19 protein-coding genes are annotated in these 16661 nt (G+C 41.4%); 4 read left to right on the forward strand and 15 right to left on the reverse strand.

Annotation, left to right across the window (positions count from 1 at the left end; genetic code table 11):
- Positions 1–385: hypothetical protein (locus KHS38_RS20700; RefSeq protein ID WP_213490576.1), on the reverse strand; the 385-nt coding region annotated here is incomplete at its 3' end.
- A gap of 52 nt (positions 386–437) precedes the next feature.
- Between KHS38_RS20700 and KHS38_RS20705 the strand changes: the two genes are divergently transcribed.
- The gene (locus KHS38_RS20705) at positions 438–1031 is read left to right on the forward strand and encodes a master DNA invertase Mpi family serine-type recombinase (RefSeq protein WP_213490578.1); all 594 of its coding nucleotides are present in this window, start codon (positions 438–440) and stop codon (positions 1029–1031) included.
- Between the two features lie 190 nt (positions 1032–1221).
- Here the strand turns inward: KHS38_RS20705 and KHS38_RS20710 are convergent, their stop codons facing one another.
- Entirely contained in the window at positions 1222–2697 is a 1476-nt protein-coding gene (locus tag KHS38_RS20710; RefSeq protein ID WP_213490580.1) for a HEPN domain-containing protein, read from the reverse strand.
- A gap of 179 nt (positions 2698–2876) precedes the next feature.
- Between KHS38_RS20710 and KHS38_RS20715 the strand changes: the two genes are divergently transcribed.
- Positions 2877–3299, forward strand: a complete 423-nt coding sequence (locus KHS38_RS20715; RefSeq protein WP_213490582.1) for a helix-turn-helix transcriptional regulator — start codon at positions 2877–2879, stop codon at positions 3297–3299.
- A 37-nt stretch (positions 3300–3336) separates the two neighbouring features.
- Here the strand turns inward: KHS38_RS20715 and KHS38_RS20720 are convergent, their stop codons facing one another.
- From KHS38_RS20720 to KHS38_RS20780, 13 genes are all read right to left on the reverse strand, one after another.
- The gene (locus KHS38_RS20720; protein ID WP_213490584.1) at positions 3337–4488 is read right to left on the reverse strand and encodes a TlpA family protein disulfide reductase; all 1152 of its coding nucleotides are present in this window, start codon (positions 4486–4488) and stop codon (positions 3337–3339) included.
- 403 nt (positions 4489–4891) lie between these two features.
- Complete coding sequence (locus KHS38_RS20725) at positions 4892–5416, reverse strand: hypothetical protein (protein WP_213490586.1); 525 nt, start codon at positions 5414–5416, stop codon at positions 4892–4894.
- Positions 5417–5420: 4 nt separating this feature from the next.
- Positions 5421–5666: a hypothetical protein gene (locus tag KHS38_RS20730; protein WP_213490588.1), complete on the reverse strand. Its 246-nt coding sequence runs from the start codon at positions 5664–5666 to the stop codon at positions 5421–5423.
- A gap of 132 nt (positions 5667–5798) precedes the next feature.
- The gene (locus tag KHS38_RS20735) at positions 5799–6377 is read right to left on the reverse strand and encodes a relaxase/mobilization nuclease domain-containing protein (protein ID WP_213490590.1); all 579 of its coding nucleotides are present in this window, start codon (positions 6375–6377) and stop codon (positions 5799–5801) included.
- Positions 6361–6747 (reverse strand): plasmid mobilization protein, encoded by a 387-nt coding sequence (locus tag KHS38_RS20740; protein WP_213490592.1) that lies wholly within the window; start codon positions 6745–6747, stop codon positions 6361–6363. The genes KHS38_RS20735 and KHS38_RS20740 overlap by 17 nt, the downstream gene beginning before the upstream one ends.
- 200 nt (positions 6748–6947) lie before the next feature.
- On the reverse strand, positions 6948–7862 hold the full coding sequence (locus KHS38_RS20745) for a DUF8464 domain-containing protein (RefSeq protein WP_213490594.1): 915 nt from the start codon (positions 7860–7862) through the stop codon (positions 6948–6950).
- 218 nt (positions 7863–8080) lie between these two features.
- A complete protein-coding gene (locus KHS38_RS20750; protein ID WP_213490596.1) occupies positions 8081–9283 on the reverse strand; it encodes a primase-helicase family protein in 1203 nt (400 codons plus the stop codon).
- Positions 9284–9286: 3 nt separating this feature from the next.
- Complete coding sequence (locus KHS38_RS20755; RefSeq protein ID WP_213490598.1) at positions 9287–9589, reverse strand: MerR family transcriptional regulator; 303 nt, start codon at positions 9587–9589, stop codon at positions 9287–9289.
- A 114-nt stretch (positions 9590–9703) separates the two neighbouring features.
- The gene (locus KHS38_RS20760) at positions 9704–10684 is read right to left on the reverse strand and encodes a hypothetical protein (protein ID WP_213490600.1); all 981 of its coding nucleotides are present in this window, start codon (positions 10682–10684) and stop codon (positions 9704–9706) included.
- 340 nt (positions 10685–11024) lie between these two features.
- A complete protein-coding gene (locus tag KHS38_RS20765) occupies positions 11025–11198 on the reverse strand; it encodes a hypothetical protein (RefSeq protein WP_213490602.1) in 174 nt (57 codons plus the stop codon).
- A 132-nt stretch (positions 11199–11330) separates the two neighbouring features.
- On the reverse strand, positions 11331–11489 hold the full coding sequence (locus KHS38_RS20770) for a hypothetical protein (protein WP_213490604.1): 159 nt from the start codon (positions 11487–11489) through the stop codon (positions 11331–11333).
- Positions 11490–11521: 32 nt separating this feature from the next.
- Positions 11522–11962, reverse strand: a complete 441-nt coding sequence (locus tag KHS38_RS20775; protein WP_213490605.1) for a DUF6934 family protein — start codon at positions 11960–11962, stop codon at positions 11522–11524.
- 150 nt (positions 11963–12112) lie between these two features.
- On the reverse strand, positions 12113–13276 hold the full coding sequence (locus KHS38_RS20780; protein WP_213490606.1) for a site-specific integrase: 1164 nt from the start codon (positions 13274–13276) through the stop codon (positions 12113–12115).
- A gap of 875 nt (positions 13277–14151) precedes the next feature.
- On the opposite strand from KHS38_RS20780, the gene KHS38_RS20785 reads away from it, so the two are divergent.
- Together KHS38_RS20785 and KHS38_RS20790 are read left to right on the forward strand one after the other, a co-directional pair.
- On the forward strand, positions 14152–15066 hold the full coding sequence (locus tag KHS38_RS20785) for a LytTR family DNA-binding domain-containing protein (protein ID WP_213490608.1): 915 nt from the start codon (positions 14152–14154) through the stop codon (positions 15064–15066).
- A gap of 141 nt (positions 15067–15207) precedes the next feature.
- Entirely contained in the window at positions 15208–16362 is a 1155-nt protein-coding gene (locus tag KHS38_RS20790; RefSeq protein ID WP_213490610.1) for an acyltransferase family protein, read from the forward strand.
- The last annotated feature ends 299 nt before the right edge of the window (positions 16363–16661 follow it).

Consider the following 16661-nt stretch of genomic DNA (forward strand, 5'->3'; position numbering starts at 1 on the left):
GCTTTACACCTTTCTCTTTGACACCGTTATGTGTATTTATAAGCCATAAATTTGAGAAAGTGTATCCGTACTTATTTATGTCTCTGCCGCGTAAAATGGGTCGTATTATTTCGGCTGATTTTGGATCAGCCTTAATGAGTTCATCCCTCTTGGTCCTATCAATGATAAACGCATCATTGTAACCAGTAAGAATACCTCTATAAATTTTCACATTCCAGTTTTTAAGTGGAACGCTCAATCGCTCTGTTTTAGCTCTAATTTGTTGTTCAATGGGGGATACAATTATCCAACTATCAGCATTTCTAAACGAAATTTTAACAGTTGAATGTCTAATAAAACCGCTCCTAAAATAGCCACAGAAATTGCATAGGTTTATTTTAGTCATATTTGGTTTAATTTAAACAGTTCTTAATAGAAATAAATTAACATTATAAATCATGACCTACGGCTACATCCGCGTAAGCACAGATAAACAGACAATAGAAAATCAACGCTTTGAGATTAATAACTTTTGTGAGAAGAATACCTTAATTGTAGACAGGTGGATTGAAGAAACTATTTCTGGTGCGAAAAGTGTTCAAGAGCGGAAACTTGGTAAATTATTGAAACGCATGAAAAAAGGGGATATACTGATATGCTCGGAGCTTTCACGACTCGGCAGGAATCTTTTAATGATTATGGGAGTGCTTAATGAATGCATGAATAGAGATATTCAAGTTTGGACTATAAAGGATAATTATAGATTAGGAAGTGATATAAACTCGAAGGTACTTGCTTTTGCCTTCGGTCTTTCAGCAGAAATTGAACGCAATTTGATATCGCAACGTACTAAGGAGGCCTTAGCACGTAAAAAAGCTGAAGGTATTATATTAGGTCGCCCTAAAGGGCGCAAATCTTCTAAAACGAAGCTCACAGGACAAGAGAAGCGAATCAAGGAATTATTGGAGAGGAAAGTTTCTTATAGTGCAATAGGTCGAATACTCGGTGTACATCGGTTAACAGTCTCGTCTTTTGTTAAGGAAAGAGTATGATAATCTATTAGTCAATTGTAGTGGCTCAGCTTGAGTTATAAGTAACGCGTTTAGGCCATTATTGAGTAATATTTTATCAATTCATGTTGAATTGATCAGAAAATCAACATTCACATGTTAACTCAATTTAGAATTTAATTCATGTTAACAGGCAAGGCGGCATGAAAAAATTACTACCGCCTGCCTTTTCTTATAATGGCTGGTGAGCAGCGCTTTCCTTACCTTTAATGAATTGCAGATACACCTGCGCAATCTTTCGTAAAAGCAAGCTTACCCTTTCTTTCAAAAGCGTTACCGACTCATCATCCGGTTTAAAGTCGCTTTTATACCTTGCTTCTGAGTAAGCGGTTTGGAGCAAATTGAATAATAGTACACCTTGAGGTGTTTCTAACGCTAACACTGCCTTGATCTCCTCAGTAAATAACAATGTTATCCTGATCTTTCTTGATAGATTATGTACGGATAAGCGATAGCCGAGAACAGCCCTAATAATGGCTATTAAACTACTTTCAGCGGCTTGATGTAAAGAAAATAACGCCAAATTATAGTTGCCATCTTCCATGTACCGGATTGCGCCTTTCAAAAACTCTTTTCCCTGAAGGCCCCATCTGTTCCAATCATGTTGGGCTCTTTCCAGCCATACTTTGTCATCTATGGCATGTGCACCTGTAAGTTCGACATTAGGTGCCTTATAAATATTGATGCTTTTGTAAAGGGTGTTGTGCCAAAATCGTTTGTTCTTTGCTAACGCTTCTTTGGCACTAGCGAGCTTATGCACGATGGCAAAAACCAATGCTAGATACCTGCAGTTATCTTCTATTTTGTTAGCAATCTCGTGTTCCGGCGTTTTTTCTTTATCCTCTACAAGTACCAATACGTAATAGGTAAAAGGATTAGGATGTGTACCCATCAAGTAGATCATACTCACAGAAGGCACTCGGTCAACAATAACCTTTTTCACCTCCTCCATGCCAAGCTTTTCAGTTGTGGTTAATTCAGGATTCAGGTCTTTCAAGGATGATAACTCTTCGCTCACAATTGTTTCCGGTGACTTTGAGCCAAGTTTGTCCCGACCCCAAGATTTATGCGTAAAAGTATTACTGGTCTCGCGCTGGTGAATAAGCCAAGCGGCGGAATATAGCTTGCGGATATTATCATACACGTCAATGATCTCACCAGCCATTAGGGTTTCATCAGCAGCACTCTTGTACAAAGCCGCATTCAACCATTCCTTCAGATAGTCCCGGTACTCCTGCGGGCTGGTCTTCTTGAAACACTTCTTTACTGCTTCGTAGGGGTTAGCTAGTTCTTTTGCAGAAAGGTTCTTAGGAAAATAAATCCAGTCCTTCATTTCCTGCTCTATCTGCTCTTCAGTAACATCTTGCAATCGTGGCCACCTATCCTTGTTTTTAAGTAATAACAGGTGCATTGCTTCAATCAGCTGTAAGGTTTGGTCATAGATAAACAGCACATGACCGGGACCATGCCGGTCTTTGTAAAACTTGGCATTTAAAACATAGTATCGCCATTCCTTTAAATCTTGACGGTGATCGCTTGGCCATCCCGAACTGAAAAAATCGGTGATGACCTTTAAGGGATTTATAATCTCGCTGAAACGTAGATGTTTGGGGTACTGTTCCCAAGGTGCTATGTTACCTAAATACATAATCTATATGCCGCATTGTTGCCAGCAAGACAAATGACTGCATGAGCACCTTTCTAACCTATTCTACAGCTTTCTAATAAAGTCATGCAGCCGTATAAATTATCCTTGTGTAACCTACCAGAAACGAGTAACTTAAAGCTTCAAATTTTCATACATTTGTTTAATCAACCGTTTTTGCCATGAGTACAGCTACCGATACACCGAAAAATATTCATCAGGGCCGCAATGTGAAACGTTTTCGCGAGATGCTTGGCTTGAAACAAGAGGCGCTTGCTTTAGCATTAGGTAATGATTGGAGTCAAAAAAGAGTATCTCTGTTGGAAGCAAAAGAAATTATTGAAGAAGATATATTGGGTCAGGTAGCTGCTATACTTAAAGTACCCGTGGAAGCAATTAAAAACTTTGACGAAGAAAAGGCTGTAAATATCATTTCAAACACGTTTAACGATACTTCAATGTTAAATGCTGTCAATTATAATCCTACTTTCAATCCTATCGACAAGTTGATTGAAGTCTATGAAGAAAATAAAAAACTTTATGAGCAATTGTTGGCCAGCGAACGTGAAAAGGTAGAGCTTCTGAAAAACAGAAGTCAAAATTAGGTTTATATGCGTGTAATTTGGCTTTGCAGAAATCTTATTAGTTGCCTTTAAGTTTGTCAATCCTCAATATCAGTTCCTGTTCCATTTTATTGCTGTAACCGTCAAATGCCATTACAATAATCCCATTTTTATCAATCAAGTAGAAATTAGGTGTACCGACGGTTTTAAAGCCCTTTTTGAGCTTAATGCTTCCTTTATAAATTGGAAACTTAATGCTATTGGCGTCTACGTAATCCCTGATCTGCTTAATCGTTTCGTCGGAATAAATACTAAGAATTGTAACTTCAGATGCTTTGTGCTTTTCAGCCAGTCTGTTTAACATGGGAATAGCCAAAGGATTAGCGCCGCAAGTGGTGGAGCCGAATTCTATCAGTAATATTTTGTTTTTGAATTCTTCAGGTGAAAGTTTTTTACCGGTCAAATTAGATACTTGGATCAAAGGAGCGACGCTTCCATTTTCAAGCATATGCTTATTCTCCACGTCAAAACCAACCTTATCAAATTTAAATATAGCAGCGTTAGGGTCTTGGCCGATTTTGAAATTTGCGAAACGCCGTTCATTGAAGACATTGACCCTGCCAAGGCTGTAACCCCCCTTGCTGGCACTACCTGCACCCAGCTCTTTGGTATAAACCGGCAACAGTGTTTTTTTATCAAGGTAGAAGTAAAGATGAGTAAAATCGTGGTTGTTGTTCTCAACCGTATCATAACTTTTGACAAACAAACTGTAGCAAAGCTTATGTTCAATTATAGTATCAGGCCGTTGATGAACCACATGATTTTTGGAAAGCACAGACTTAAGTTGTTCCAGATAATCGGCTAGGGTGCCTGTTACTGTTTTTGGGTGTACTTGGAATGAGTAAACACTATCTTTAAAATCAAGCGTGTAAAGCGTGTCGTGAATGAACACTTCGCGAAAAACCGGATGTCCAAAACGATCAGCATTGGTCGTGTTTTGCGCTACAATCTTTTGCTGAGCGTTTCTGCTTAAAGTTTCATTGATTCGGGTAACAGCGGTATCGTTATTACTAAATATGTTTTTGTTTACAGTAGTAGCAGTATAGCTGATGAAGCGAGGCTTTTCTCCAACTTCGACAGCTCGTTTCAAAATTGATGCAGGATTTTGCTGAGCCTTCGCAAATGGGTAGAATAGGAATAGCCCGATAATCATTAACATAATGCTTCTCATACCGCAATTTATGGAAATTCATATTCCCAATTAAAGGATAGCGAAAACGTTACCTAAGAAATTAGTTCATCTTTATTTATTAATAATACCCTTAGGATAGGATACAAACATTGGTGGTCATTGCATCGCTTAAACAGCCGGAGCTAAAAGCAGATAAACTGTCAAGGGCAACGGCGATAGCCGTTGTTTATATACCCTTGACGGTTTTCCTGCGTAGCTACCTTTGTGATGGCGGTGCTGTGACCTTCTTTCTCTAATTTATAGGCAAGGCAGGCGTGTATGAGGGACGAATACTTGCCTGCGTGTGGCGGCGAGGCGGGCTGCGCAATGGAACCCGACGCAAAGCGCGTGGTGCAATGCAGCAACCTGCTGTAGCCGCTGGCTTTGCCATTAAAGCTTAGTTTTATTTCCCCTGAACATGTCGCTGCCAGTACTGCTCCAGTATGCGTTTATCTCTGCTATTAGCATGCTTATACAAATCATCCCAGGCTCTGGCGCTGATATTGGTCTCTATTTCCTGCTCCTTAACCTGCTGCCAGGCATTCACCCACTGCTTACCTAAGGAACCCAAAGTTATGACAGCAATGATGCCTGCTGCCCAGGGCAGTAACTTGCCAAAGGTTAACTTGTAATAATACTCTGTATTGTGCTCAGGAAACAGCAGCAAGCGGTATTGTTTGGTTATCGGCTGTGGCACTTGTTTCGCCTGTTCCAGCTGCTGCAATATCTTTTGATGATCTGCTTTATTGTCTTTATGATATTCTACAAGCTCGGTTAATAAGGTTTTAAGCTCATCAAACTGCGGCATATAATCTACCGCTGGTGCTGACTGCATCTCACTAATTGCCGCTGCTATCGGATTAAGCTTATCTATAAAGATCTGTAGCACTTCTTCTATGCCGTCCAGGCGTTCTTCTAGTTGCTTCATGTACTTACCTCCTTATGTAATTGCGTTTCTTTCTCTTGTATTCTTCCTCATTCGGCCCTGCCGGTGTGCCAGCAAAGCCATGCTGCGCGACATCTAGTAATCCGCCTAATAGCGATGCTGATTCCTCCGGCTGATGCTTTGCTACTGGCATAGACTGGCCTGTAATCTCTTTAAGCTTTGCCACCAGTTCTACAGACGATAACTCCCCTTCATGGGGTGCTGCAAGCATCCGCATCTGGTTATCTTCCATTTGCTTATTGAGATGGCCAAAGCTTAAACAACGATCAATCTTCGAGCCTTTAAACTGCAACCCATCCTTACTGAAGCTAACACCTTGTACCTCGTTTGTGCCACTTCGGTACTTGTAGTGAATGGCAATGCCCTACTTACCTAACAGCCACTCTAATTGCGTCCAGCATGTTGCCTGCTTGGCAGCCTTGGTGAGTGCATCATACAGTTCATACCGGATTTTATCATCTCCGGTTAGGCGTTGTCTGTTGACCTGCACTTTACCCCTTCCCATGTGGTAGCCGTGCTTCAGCGTCAGCTCCTTACAAACCTTGGCGTTACGTTGCTTTTGAAAACGATCGGAGATGGTGCTGCCTTCGTTGTCCACACGGTTATAAATGATATGGATATGCGGATGCTCCTTGTCCTGATGCTGTACGATCAGGTATTGCGTTTCCCATATCTGCATCTTGTCCAGGTACTCTTTAGCTCTTTCGATCATCAGCTCCGGTGTGAGCTTGCTTCTGTCATGGACGCTCCAGCTGAGGGCAATATGGCCGACGGCCTGACCCAGCGCAGGGTTGAGTTTACGCTGGGCATTAAAATCATCCGTGATGTCCTGCCGGTTGGTAGTCCGGACCCCAACCGCTTCCAGGATCTGCGCCTGGTGCTTGCTGATTACATAGCCAATGCAGCCGCCAAAGCTTCGGCCGGTCTTAACTTTCCCGATCATCGCCTTTGATGCGTTTGAGTATGTTCTCAATCTCGTGTAGCAGTTCCCATCCCTTCTTGGTCATTGTTAAGATGCCCGCTTGGTGCGCCATCTTAACGAACTGATTGAAGTTGTTGGCAGCCCCTGCGAACGTCCGGTAATGAGCTGCCTCTTCCTTACTCATCCTGGGTCTGACGACCGCTTTGAGTGCCGCCTGCCTGAAGAACTCACTCAGGCTCAGGCCTGCCTTTTCGGCTTTCGCTGCTATCCGGAGCCGCTGCGTGGCTGAGACCCTGACCTTGATGTTATCGTCCTTTTTGATCCGGGATTTCGGTCTGCCGCCTGTATTTCTGATGGGGTGATGTCCTTGTGGTTCTGGTGCTGATTCCATGTTGTCCTCCTCACTTTGCTGATGTTATTATATGGGTTGTCATTGCTGTTTTTTCCCTTTGAGACCAGCGGGAGCAAAAGGCAAGTTTGCCGCGGGGCGAAGCCCCTCGCGGAGGTTTTGGTGGAACCAAAACACAAACTTGCTCCTTACGGAAGGCAAAGCCTTCCCCTGACCCGCATGCTGATACAGAGATATAGATTTTACCTGCGCGGACCACGGCTTTGCCGGGGCTGCTGCCTCTGCTGCGGACTGCGCAACAGGTACTCGTTCAAGTCATTATAGCCGCCATAAAACGGACTGGCATCAATGGTGTTAATGTCTGCCTGCTCCAGCTTCTGGGTTGCTGCCTTTCCCGCTTCGTCCCGGTCCAGTAGTAGAAAAATATTTTCATGCTGCCTGAGCAAGGGGATGCTTTTTTGTGCCAGGACCACGGAGTTGAGCACGAGAAAATTCACATAAGCTTCGTCCCGCCTGCCCAGTTCTAATAAGGATAAAAAGTCAATGAACCCTTCCAGCACGCAAACCGACTTGGAGCCGTTATTTAGGAAGGTAATGTCCTTGGGAGAGGATGAACCTTTGAACCAGCTATTGCGCAGCTCGTACCCGCCTGAACGGTTGGCAAAGCCTACCGCTGAATAAGTGTTGTGGTTTATGGTGAAACTGACTTCCTTGCAATAAGAAGTAGCTATGGCTGCACTGATACTACGCTGTGCCAGGTAGTGCATCAGCTCCGCACTTTCCAGCGGCTGAACGGATTCAATGACCAGTTTGGGTTCTTCCTTTATGAGCGCCTGACTATTCGTAAGTGCTTCAACAGCTAATGGCCGATGAAAAGGAAGCGGCATAGTGTCACTGCTCAACCTGGCCAGTAGCTCTTCGACGGTACAGCTATGTAGCCGTATGGCTATATCAATGAAGTTACCACCTTCGCTGGTGCCGTGGTCGTACCACATGTTTAATCGGTTATTGACTTTAAAAGAGGGTGTCTTTTCTGTTCTTAAGGGTGATAAATACCAATAATTGTCACCTTTGATGCTTTGCGGTTTGATATCGAGTTTTGCCAGGTAATCGACAATAGAGATTTGCCTGGCTTCATTACAGTTCAGGGTTTTCATACGCTATGGGGCTAATTTTCTGATGATCTGATGCGAGCAATAGTTATTGTATTGTTTGTCAGCTATTTAGATTATCATCAATCTTTCATTAAAAGGCTCATCAACACATTTCTGCTGCTTTTCATTTTCATCGGCAGCTTACCAATGATGATGCTTTGATGCGCTTTTGATGATCTTATTTTATTGATTAACAATCAGATATACTGCTTGTCATCAAATCATCCGGTATCATTGAACTTTAAAATGGTTTCCGCATCCAGCGTATAATACCGGCCTTTTTGTGCGGCCTCGTAAATACTGCCGTCACTGGCTAACCGGTACTGACTGTAAGCATTGGAGTTAGGGGCAGGCCTAAGGTTCCAGACGTTTTGCAATACCCTGCGGATGGCTGCCGTATCATGGTTGCGAAAGCCTTTCCGGTTGAGCCAGTCCTGCACGTCACCTACGCAGAACCGGAGTTCGGATAAATCTTTATCATCGATGATAGCGAGCATGATGCCTGCAATCTCGACCTCCAGTTTATTCCGGTTCTGGCGGATGACTTTCTTGAGGGCAGGTGTGGCAATCTGCTGCGGCGTAAACCACATCCGGCTTTGCTTGGTGGTGCTCAGCTTGCGGCTGACCAAGTAGTGAATGAGAAAAGGTATTTCCTTTTTCAACTCGGAAAGTAAGCCCTGATTATCCGTTTGAAGCACTGGCACTTTACGTACCCAGTAACGGGTCTCACCGGGGTCAACCAGCACAAAGTTGTCTTCGTTGTTGCTGCACAAAATGAATTTACCAAAGAACTCGATTTCCTGCCGGTCCTGGCCCTTGGCCTCTGCCTTGTAAAAGCTGGCGGTACTGAGGTTCTTTAACCGTTCGGAGTCTTCTCTTCGTTCCAAGAACGTTTCGTCTACGCCGATGATAACTTTATGCGCCCATTCCGCATTGAAGTTTGACCGGAAATCCTCATTGGTATTGATGGTCATATTGTCTCCGAATACCGCTTTTAACAGGTTTAGAAAAGTCGTCTTGCCGGTGTTCCGCTCCGCACTAACCAGGCACAAAATGGGCAGCATCTGCATGGGCATTTCCAGCAAGATTTTCAGATAGTCCAGTCCATATTCCAGTTGCTCGCCAAAGATGTGCGCCAGGTAAGCCAGTGTCCTATCCGGTTTGCCTTCTTTCGGCTGATGCATGAACGGGTAATAGCGGTTGTAGAAGTTGCCAATGATCCGCTGGTAGCTGAGGTGACTGGGTACAAAGCAGAAACCATCAAACTTGGAAATGCCGGACAAAAAGGACTTGCCATGATCCTGCTTGATGCATTCCACCGACCAGGGCAGTAGCATGACCATGAAGTCACCGGAGGCCAGCGGCTTTTTCACCATCTTGTAATAGCTGGTACCGATTCGGATATATTGATCTGCACTTTCCATATGTTACCTAAAGGTTAAGATGGAAGCCTGAACCTTTTTTACATCCGCCTCCAGTTCGGACAGGTAGAATACTTTACGGCGTGGCCCCAGATCATGCCTGCGTACTAAACCCAGTTGCACATACCTGCGCAGGGTAGGCAAGGATACTTTTAGTACCTGGCTCGCCTGTAAAGGTGTTAAAGGCGCTTCTGCAGGTTGTCCCCGCTGGCGGGACTGTTGCTCTTCAATACAGCGAGTGACAATGGATTTTAGGAATTTTTCTGCTTCCTGGTAGGAAAAGCCTACGAATTGAATTTGTTGTTCCATACTTTTCGTTTTGGGCAAAGGAAAAGCAAGGTTGTTCCACTAAAAGGGCGATTAATGGAAACCGGAAGCAATACTGGAAAGAAATTTTTATTTAATTACGCCTGTTTACTTTAATCAGGGCTGCTCTGGCAACAAGTTTAGAACTGGTTGTAGTAATCTGTTTACCTGTCTTAATTTATCAGAAGAAATTTTACTACTGCTAAGCTGGTAAACTGATGTAACCACGTCACCGGTTTGGTTATAGACAATGATTTTTTGACGGATAATATCCCAGGATGCCACCAGTATCCTATCCTTTAACTTACGAAAAAGCAGGTGCAGCTTTTGTGCATCTAGAAAGCTTTTATTTTCTTTTGAAATATCTAATTCAACGGGCTTACTGGTTTCGTTATTAAATAATTGGTAGAACTCTTTGTAGCTATATTCGGCTTTGAACAAATCTTTCAAGATTTCAAATAAAAACTCGATTACCTTTTCCTGCTGTTCGATAGTCAGCACATCACTAAACCGCAGATAACCGTAAATAGAAGGCTCGTACTTACGAGTATTAATTACAGTGTCGTTTTGATTCTGATTTATATTTGCGTGAAGGCTCCTTAAGGTTTCATTTAATACTTTTCTGAAGTGTTTATCCCTACTCAGAAACTCTCTCGAGTTTCCCTTCTTGTCCATAGTATGCCTTTTAATCAGCGCGAACTTTGTTTCTCCTTCGTAAGCGTCTAATGGGTAAGCGTAAGGCTCGGGGTTTTCCTCTAATATTTTCAGCAGTATCAATGTTTCTTCCCGTGAGATTGCCTTCTCTCTTAATCGTTTGAGAATATCAAACTGGATAGTAGTCTCAGAAAAGTTAAAGAACATGAAACGGCAGCACCAGGCAAAATGATTGAGCAGTGCTTCAAAGTTGAAAGTAAAGGGGCATTCAATTAGTGTTACACAATAATGGTTTTGAAGAGCATAGTTAAAATCTTTCGGAACATCCCAGTGTAAGGCTGATCTGATAGGCTTTTGTTCCTGGTATGCAATCTGATAAAAATAAAGGTGAGTGGATTTGATTTTATCAAAGAGAGCAACATCATTGAAATCCTTTTTATCCATAGAGTAGGCATATACCATAACAAGATAAGAATTTGTTTCGTGCTATAAGACCAGTCAAATAAAAAGTGGGTCTTATAATACATTTGGAGGCTTTTAGATAGGCTTTTGAAATGACAGATCAAAGTTTTCCGAATCTGAGTCAAATAAAAATGACCTTGAAAAGCAGGGGTATTGATGATACTATTTCAAATAGTAAACGCAATGTTTTTGGGAGATTCTTAGAATGTTCTAAGAAAAATTAGTATTTGTCTTAGAAATAGATCACTATTCTAAGAGACTAATATTGGTTTTTAATCCTTTTTCCCGAGAGCAATACACAATTTTCCGCTGATCTCTTTTATTAATCTTCCCGTGCTCTCAAAATGTGCTCCGGGATTGGATGCAGCCTTAGGAACTCTTTTGCTTTTTCCGCCTTTTTAACAAAGAAAGGGTCATTGGCATAACTGTTTGAATCTATCCTAATCTCATCTGCCTGGAGCAGAATCTTGTGTTTAGTTTTTTTTTCTGCTGACATAAAACATTGATATACTATACAAGCATTCACTGTTGATAAACAACTATTCAGCCTGCGCCCTATTGTGGATTAATCTTAAAAAAGAAAAAGGCTGAATTTTTCAGCCTTTCATTGATATAACAGAACAATTAATTATTTCTTCAACTGTTCCGGAAATGTAATCTTCTTTATCGCTTCTTTGGCCTTTTCAGCTTTTTCAACAAAGAAGGGATCATTTGCATGACTTTCAATACGGCCAACTATAACCGTATCCTGATATCCTTTTTTCTCTTCTTTTTTAATTGCTGCCATATTAACACCTCCTTTATATCAAATATACGTTTTCATCGCCGTTTCACCAAGAACCCTTCATAATTCACGTTAAGTTCGAATTCGTAAGGCAACCCATTTTTAATTCCATATACAACAAAATCTTTGCTAATATCATCCCATAATCTCGCTATGCTCATTTGATATAGTCTCGTCCTTGCTGATGTGCTGCCCTCTGCATAGATATAATGATTGCCATAATGATTACAGAACGTATGGATTGTACCCGCTACAGTAGCTAGCACCTTTTCTCTGTCTTTATTATCTGTTGTGGTCAAATCACTTACTTTTCCTGTAGCCGGATCAACGTCACCAAAAGCGAGATTGTAAACAATAGGATCATCGTTAATCTTAATAAACCTTACGGATTTCTTTATTCTGCCTTTCGGTCCCTCGCTGAAGAATTCATATTCCTGATAATCTTCAGTTACCGTGTAGTAACGATCTAAATGCATTATAATTTAAACGGCGAAAGCCTTAAGCGTTTCAAAATGACGAACATTATCTAAGATCGTCACATACTCCATAGTTTGTGATAGTTTCGAATGTCCCAGATTACGTTGCAGGACCTCTGGCCGCATCCCATGTTCCAAACTCAGTATAGCCTAGGTATGCCGTGCAGAATGACAGGAAATAATTTCAAACTTCTTTTTGATCTCCGTCCGGACTTCGCTACCAAATTGGGCCGTAATTTCAATTTCGGTGTCAATATCGGCGTCTTCGCAGAGTTCTTTTATATAATCATTAATTTTTTGGTTCGTTGGAACTGGCAGCAATCTTTTGTTTTCCTGTTTGTCCCAATACTTATTGACGATGGTAACTGCTTTTGGGGGCAGTGCTATTTCATGGGTTCTCCTCGTCTTTTTAATGACAAAGCTTAAAATGTGGTACTGCTCGCCCTTTAATTTCTTCTTCGAATAATGTGCCTGATTGAGCTGCTCCAAATCACTGTACCTTAAACCTGTATAACATCCAAAGAGAAATACATCTTTGACTTTTTCTAGCCGTTCGCTTTTAGGTTTAAATGACTCAAGGTGTTGCAATTCATCTTCTTTTAGGAAGATAATATCTGTGCTGCCACGTGATATTTTTACTTCCTCTAATGCACTCTTGTTGGTGAGCAATCCCTGCTTATAGGCCTCACGCAATATCTGCTGCAGCATCGACAACTTTTTCTCAACGGTCGTATTGTTATTCTTTTTGGTGATGATAAGATAGGAAATGAAATTCTCCAGAAACTCTTTGCCCACATTCGCCAAAAGCGGAGGCCTGTTTTCGGTGTATTCTTTCAGGGAAGAAACCATTGTATTCAAATTGCGCTTGGTGCTTTCCTGCCCTGGCTTATTATACCGGTTAAGATAAGCTTCACAGTAACTCACCACGTTCTCATGGCTTACCGAATGGTTGACGGTGATAAGCCGCTTCACTTCCGAGATATCAACGGGCTCGAAATTCTCTTTTTTGTGACGAACATATTTAGATACCCGGTTGATAAGTGCCATAACATAGCCATTGATTTCCTCGGCATCTATAAAGCCTTTGGCGTACTGTTGTAAATCATCCCAGTAGGCAAACTTTGTCCCCTTCTTGGTGGTGATTTTTTTGCCAGGTATTTTAAAGCCGGTGTAGTGTCGTATCCGGTAACGAACATGCTTGCCGTTCTCATCATAATAGCCTCCGTAAGTATATTCATACATCAGCGGCAGTTGTCCTAAAAGGTCAGGTTTTGAGTCTAAATAAAACCTTCCAAATCTTCTTCTGATTCCCATCGATCCGTAAACGTTGCGGTGCAAAAACTTTCTTTCTAATTTATTTATGGGAAAATAGAGAAAAGCTGTTTCTCTTATTTTTAACTGATTATCAGTCACTTATGCCCGTAAACAAACATAAGAAATTGTTTCGTGAAAGTAAAATATAGTCCTGCTCCCGCTACCCAAGAAGCCTCTGATGAAAATCAGGGGCTTTTTTATTGCCAAAATGCACAACTACTATTTTATGAAATTTGCAAAAATATGTTGTTCGATAGGGTTGGTTGTAGGCATGTTGGCTATTACGATGTACACTGGAGATAGGCGCATGCATGCAATTACAAACAATAGGGCTTACCTCATAATAGGCATTTTGTTGGTAGTAACATCATTAGTTTCATACTTGCTTCTTTCCAATAAAAAACGGAACTTATGAGTCCTGCTCCCGCTACCCAGGCGCCTTTCTTAATCGGAAAGGCGCTTTTTTATTTTTAAGTTTCCTTATCTTTGAAATTTAAGTAAACAACAGGTGTTTTTGGTTCGAATTCTGTTGTCTTACCGAAAAGATTATCAAACCTTAAAGCATAGCCGGATCAACCGATTTAAACTATAGTTTTTAGCTAGGATCAGTCCTAAAATGATTTTCAATGCACGTTAGTTGCCTCTCCAAAAGGAAGATGCTTGTAGAAATTACGTATATTTTACTTTAAATATTAAAGGTTTCGTTACTATAACTTAATTTTAGTCATGCTGTGACAACCAGTAAAATAGAATGATTTCGTTACAAGCTTTTTAATCAATTATTTTCAACATTAAAAAGCATTTAACCAGGAACCTGTTAAATTAAGACATACTTTATTCTGATTTTGAAACTTATAGTTTTTGTAAGCTTAGCCATGCAGACTTCATTAGTAGAAAAATATTTCTTTAAGGCAACTGAATACCCACTAAGGTATCAACGAAGCGTTCTATTGAAGACGGTATCTATTCAGTTTGTCCTGCTTTTCGTTTTCTTATTGCTGTTTAAACCTTTTGGTACATATGCGCCGGAGTACCGGGTGAATTACGTCCTGATCTGCTTCCTGCACGCCCTTTCTCCAGCGGTCATTATCTATGCCTACTTCTATTGTTTGGGCTATGTATACGAACATACCTCCGGGCTTAAAAGCTGGACCTTATTAAGAGAGTATGCGCATCTCACTATTGTTTTCTTCTTAACAGGGATCGCGAGCTTTTTACTCCGAAGCTTTATTTATAACAATCCGGACAACTGGTCATGGCATTATCTGGCTGAAGAAATCCTCAACTGTTATCTCGCGGGTATTCTTTTCTATTTTATTTTGCTCTTTGCAGGTGCATATTTCCGATCAACAAAATCGCCGGATGTAACGCAGGCAATTCTTACTGATTCAGAATTACATCTCGAGAATTTAGCCAGCACTAATACAGAGGTGTTTATCAAAACCCAGGTACAGCAGGATGATTTTTCCTTCAACCCGGCTCATCTGCTATTTGCCAAAGCAGAGGGTAATTACATTGAGGTTACACTTGGTATAAACAACCGAGTGAGCACCACTTTAAAAAGGATATCTCTTAAACAATTCGAAGTACAACTTACTGATTACCCATTTTTGTTTAGGTGTCACCGAGCTTACCTGGTCAATTTACAGCAGATCAAAAAGGTCTCAGGAAATGCGCAGGGGTACACACTTACGCTTAACCTGACTGAACAAAACGTACTGGTTTCCCGAACGCAGTTAGAAATGTTTAATAACCACTATGAACATTTAACGGGTACCGCCACTGTCTAATTGTTGCTCATCACAAAGCCTTGCTATTGGTCACAAAGGGCTTTTTTTACCTTTTTTAGCTTAGTAGGTTTGCCATGGGTTTCTGAAAGCGAGGCAAGAGTCTCTGTCAGAAAACATCAGGAGAGTTATAAATACCGAACTATGCAAGTGTCCATTCAACCTTTAACCGCAACACCGCGTAAATCTGAAAAGTTGTTTTACATTGACAACATCAGGGTTGTCCTAACCTTACTCGTAATTTTGCATCATGCCTTTATTACTTATGGTGCTTCTGGCGGATGGTATTACAAGGAGGCGACATCCCGCATGGAAGCACTGATTCCAATGACGATCTTTGTGAGTGTTAACCAGTCTTTTTTCATGGGTTTCTTTTTCCTATTGGCTGGCTTTTTTACTTACTCGTCCTTTCACAGGAAGGGGCTAAGGCAGTTTATAACGGAGAGGCTGGTACGGCTTGGCATTCCGCTGTTGTTCTACTCCTTTGTTTTTTCCCCTTTCCTTAGCTTTCTAATATACCGGTATGGCAAGAGGCACCGGGTAAGCTACTTGCAATATCTGAGCGGTTTCGATAATTGGGTGGATTTCGGCGTGTTATGGTTTGTGGCTGCCTTGTTATTGTTTACGCTCATTTATGTGTTTGGCCGGAAAGTTCTCAGCACATGTACACAAGAATCTCTATCCGTGCCAGGAACAAAAACTATTTTATTAACTGCATTATTGATTGGCTTAACCAGCTTCATTGTCAGGATTATGTTCCCGGTGGGCTGGGTACTTAAACCATTAGGATTTCAATTAGGACACTTTACACAATACTTAACCTTGTTCGTAGCTGGCTTACTGGCTGCCAAAAATAACTGGCTGGAGAAGCTCTCCTACCGGACGGGCAAGCAAGTGTTCAGCATTGCACTTTTGCTGCTTTTATTTTTTCCATTATTTTACCTGATCAGAATAAAGCTCCATATGCCGGTTGAATGGTACTCGGGAGGATTTAATGGGCTATCCCTGTTATATGCCGTTTGGGAGCAATGTATAGGCTTGGCTATTATCACCGCATTTCTCGCCATAGGTAAGCGGCATTGGAATGCGGCATCTTTAATGCTACGCTATTTTTCACGGCATGCATTTGCCGTTTACATTTTTCATCCGCTTACCCTCATCGCCTTATCACTTACCTTTCGCAGCTGGACTGTTGATCCAGCCATAAAACTGCTGTTCGTTGCCCCGCTGGGGCTTATCTGCAGCTTTTTACTGGCAACCTTAATTCTATTGCTGCCGGGAGTTAAACGGATTATATAATTGAGATTGATGAATGTTTATTTATCAGATAAATTTTTATAAAAGGGACTAAAAATTAAGTACGTTAGTTTAGCTTACAATCAGTGCTTCAACTGTTAAAATCTAAGGGTGTAATATTCTGAATTTACAGGCTATACGTTTAAGTCTTCCTCTAATTGGTTCGATTTTAGTTCGATTGGGGATATAAAAGAGGCCTCTGATGAAAATCATGGGCCTCTTGTTACTTTCCTATCTTATATGCTCTGGAATTTACAATTCTCATAAACCAAGTTAGATTTTGAGTCCTGTTTGGTTATTTC

The organism is Mucilaginibacter sp. Bleaf8, from assembly GCF_018390515.1.
Taxonomy (GTDB): domain Bacteria; phylum Bacteroidota; class Bacteroidia; order Sphingobacteriales; family Sphingobacteriaceae; genus Mucilaginibacter.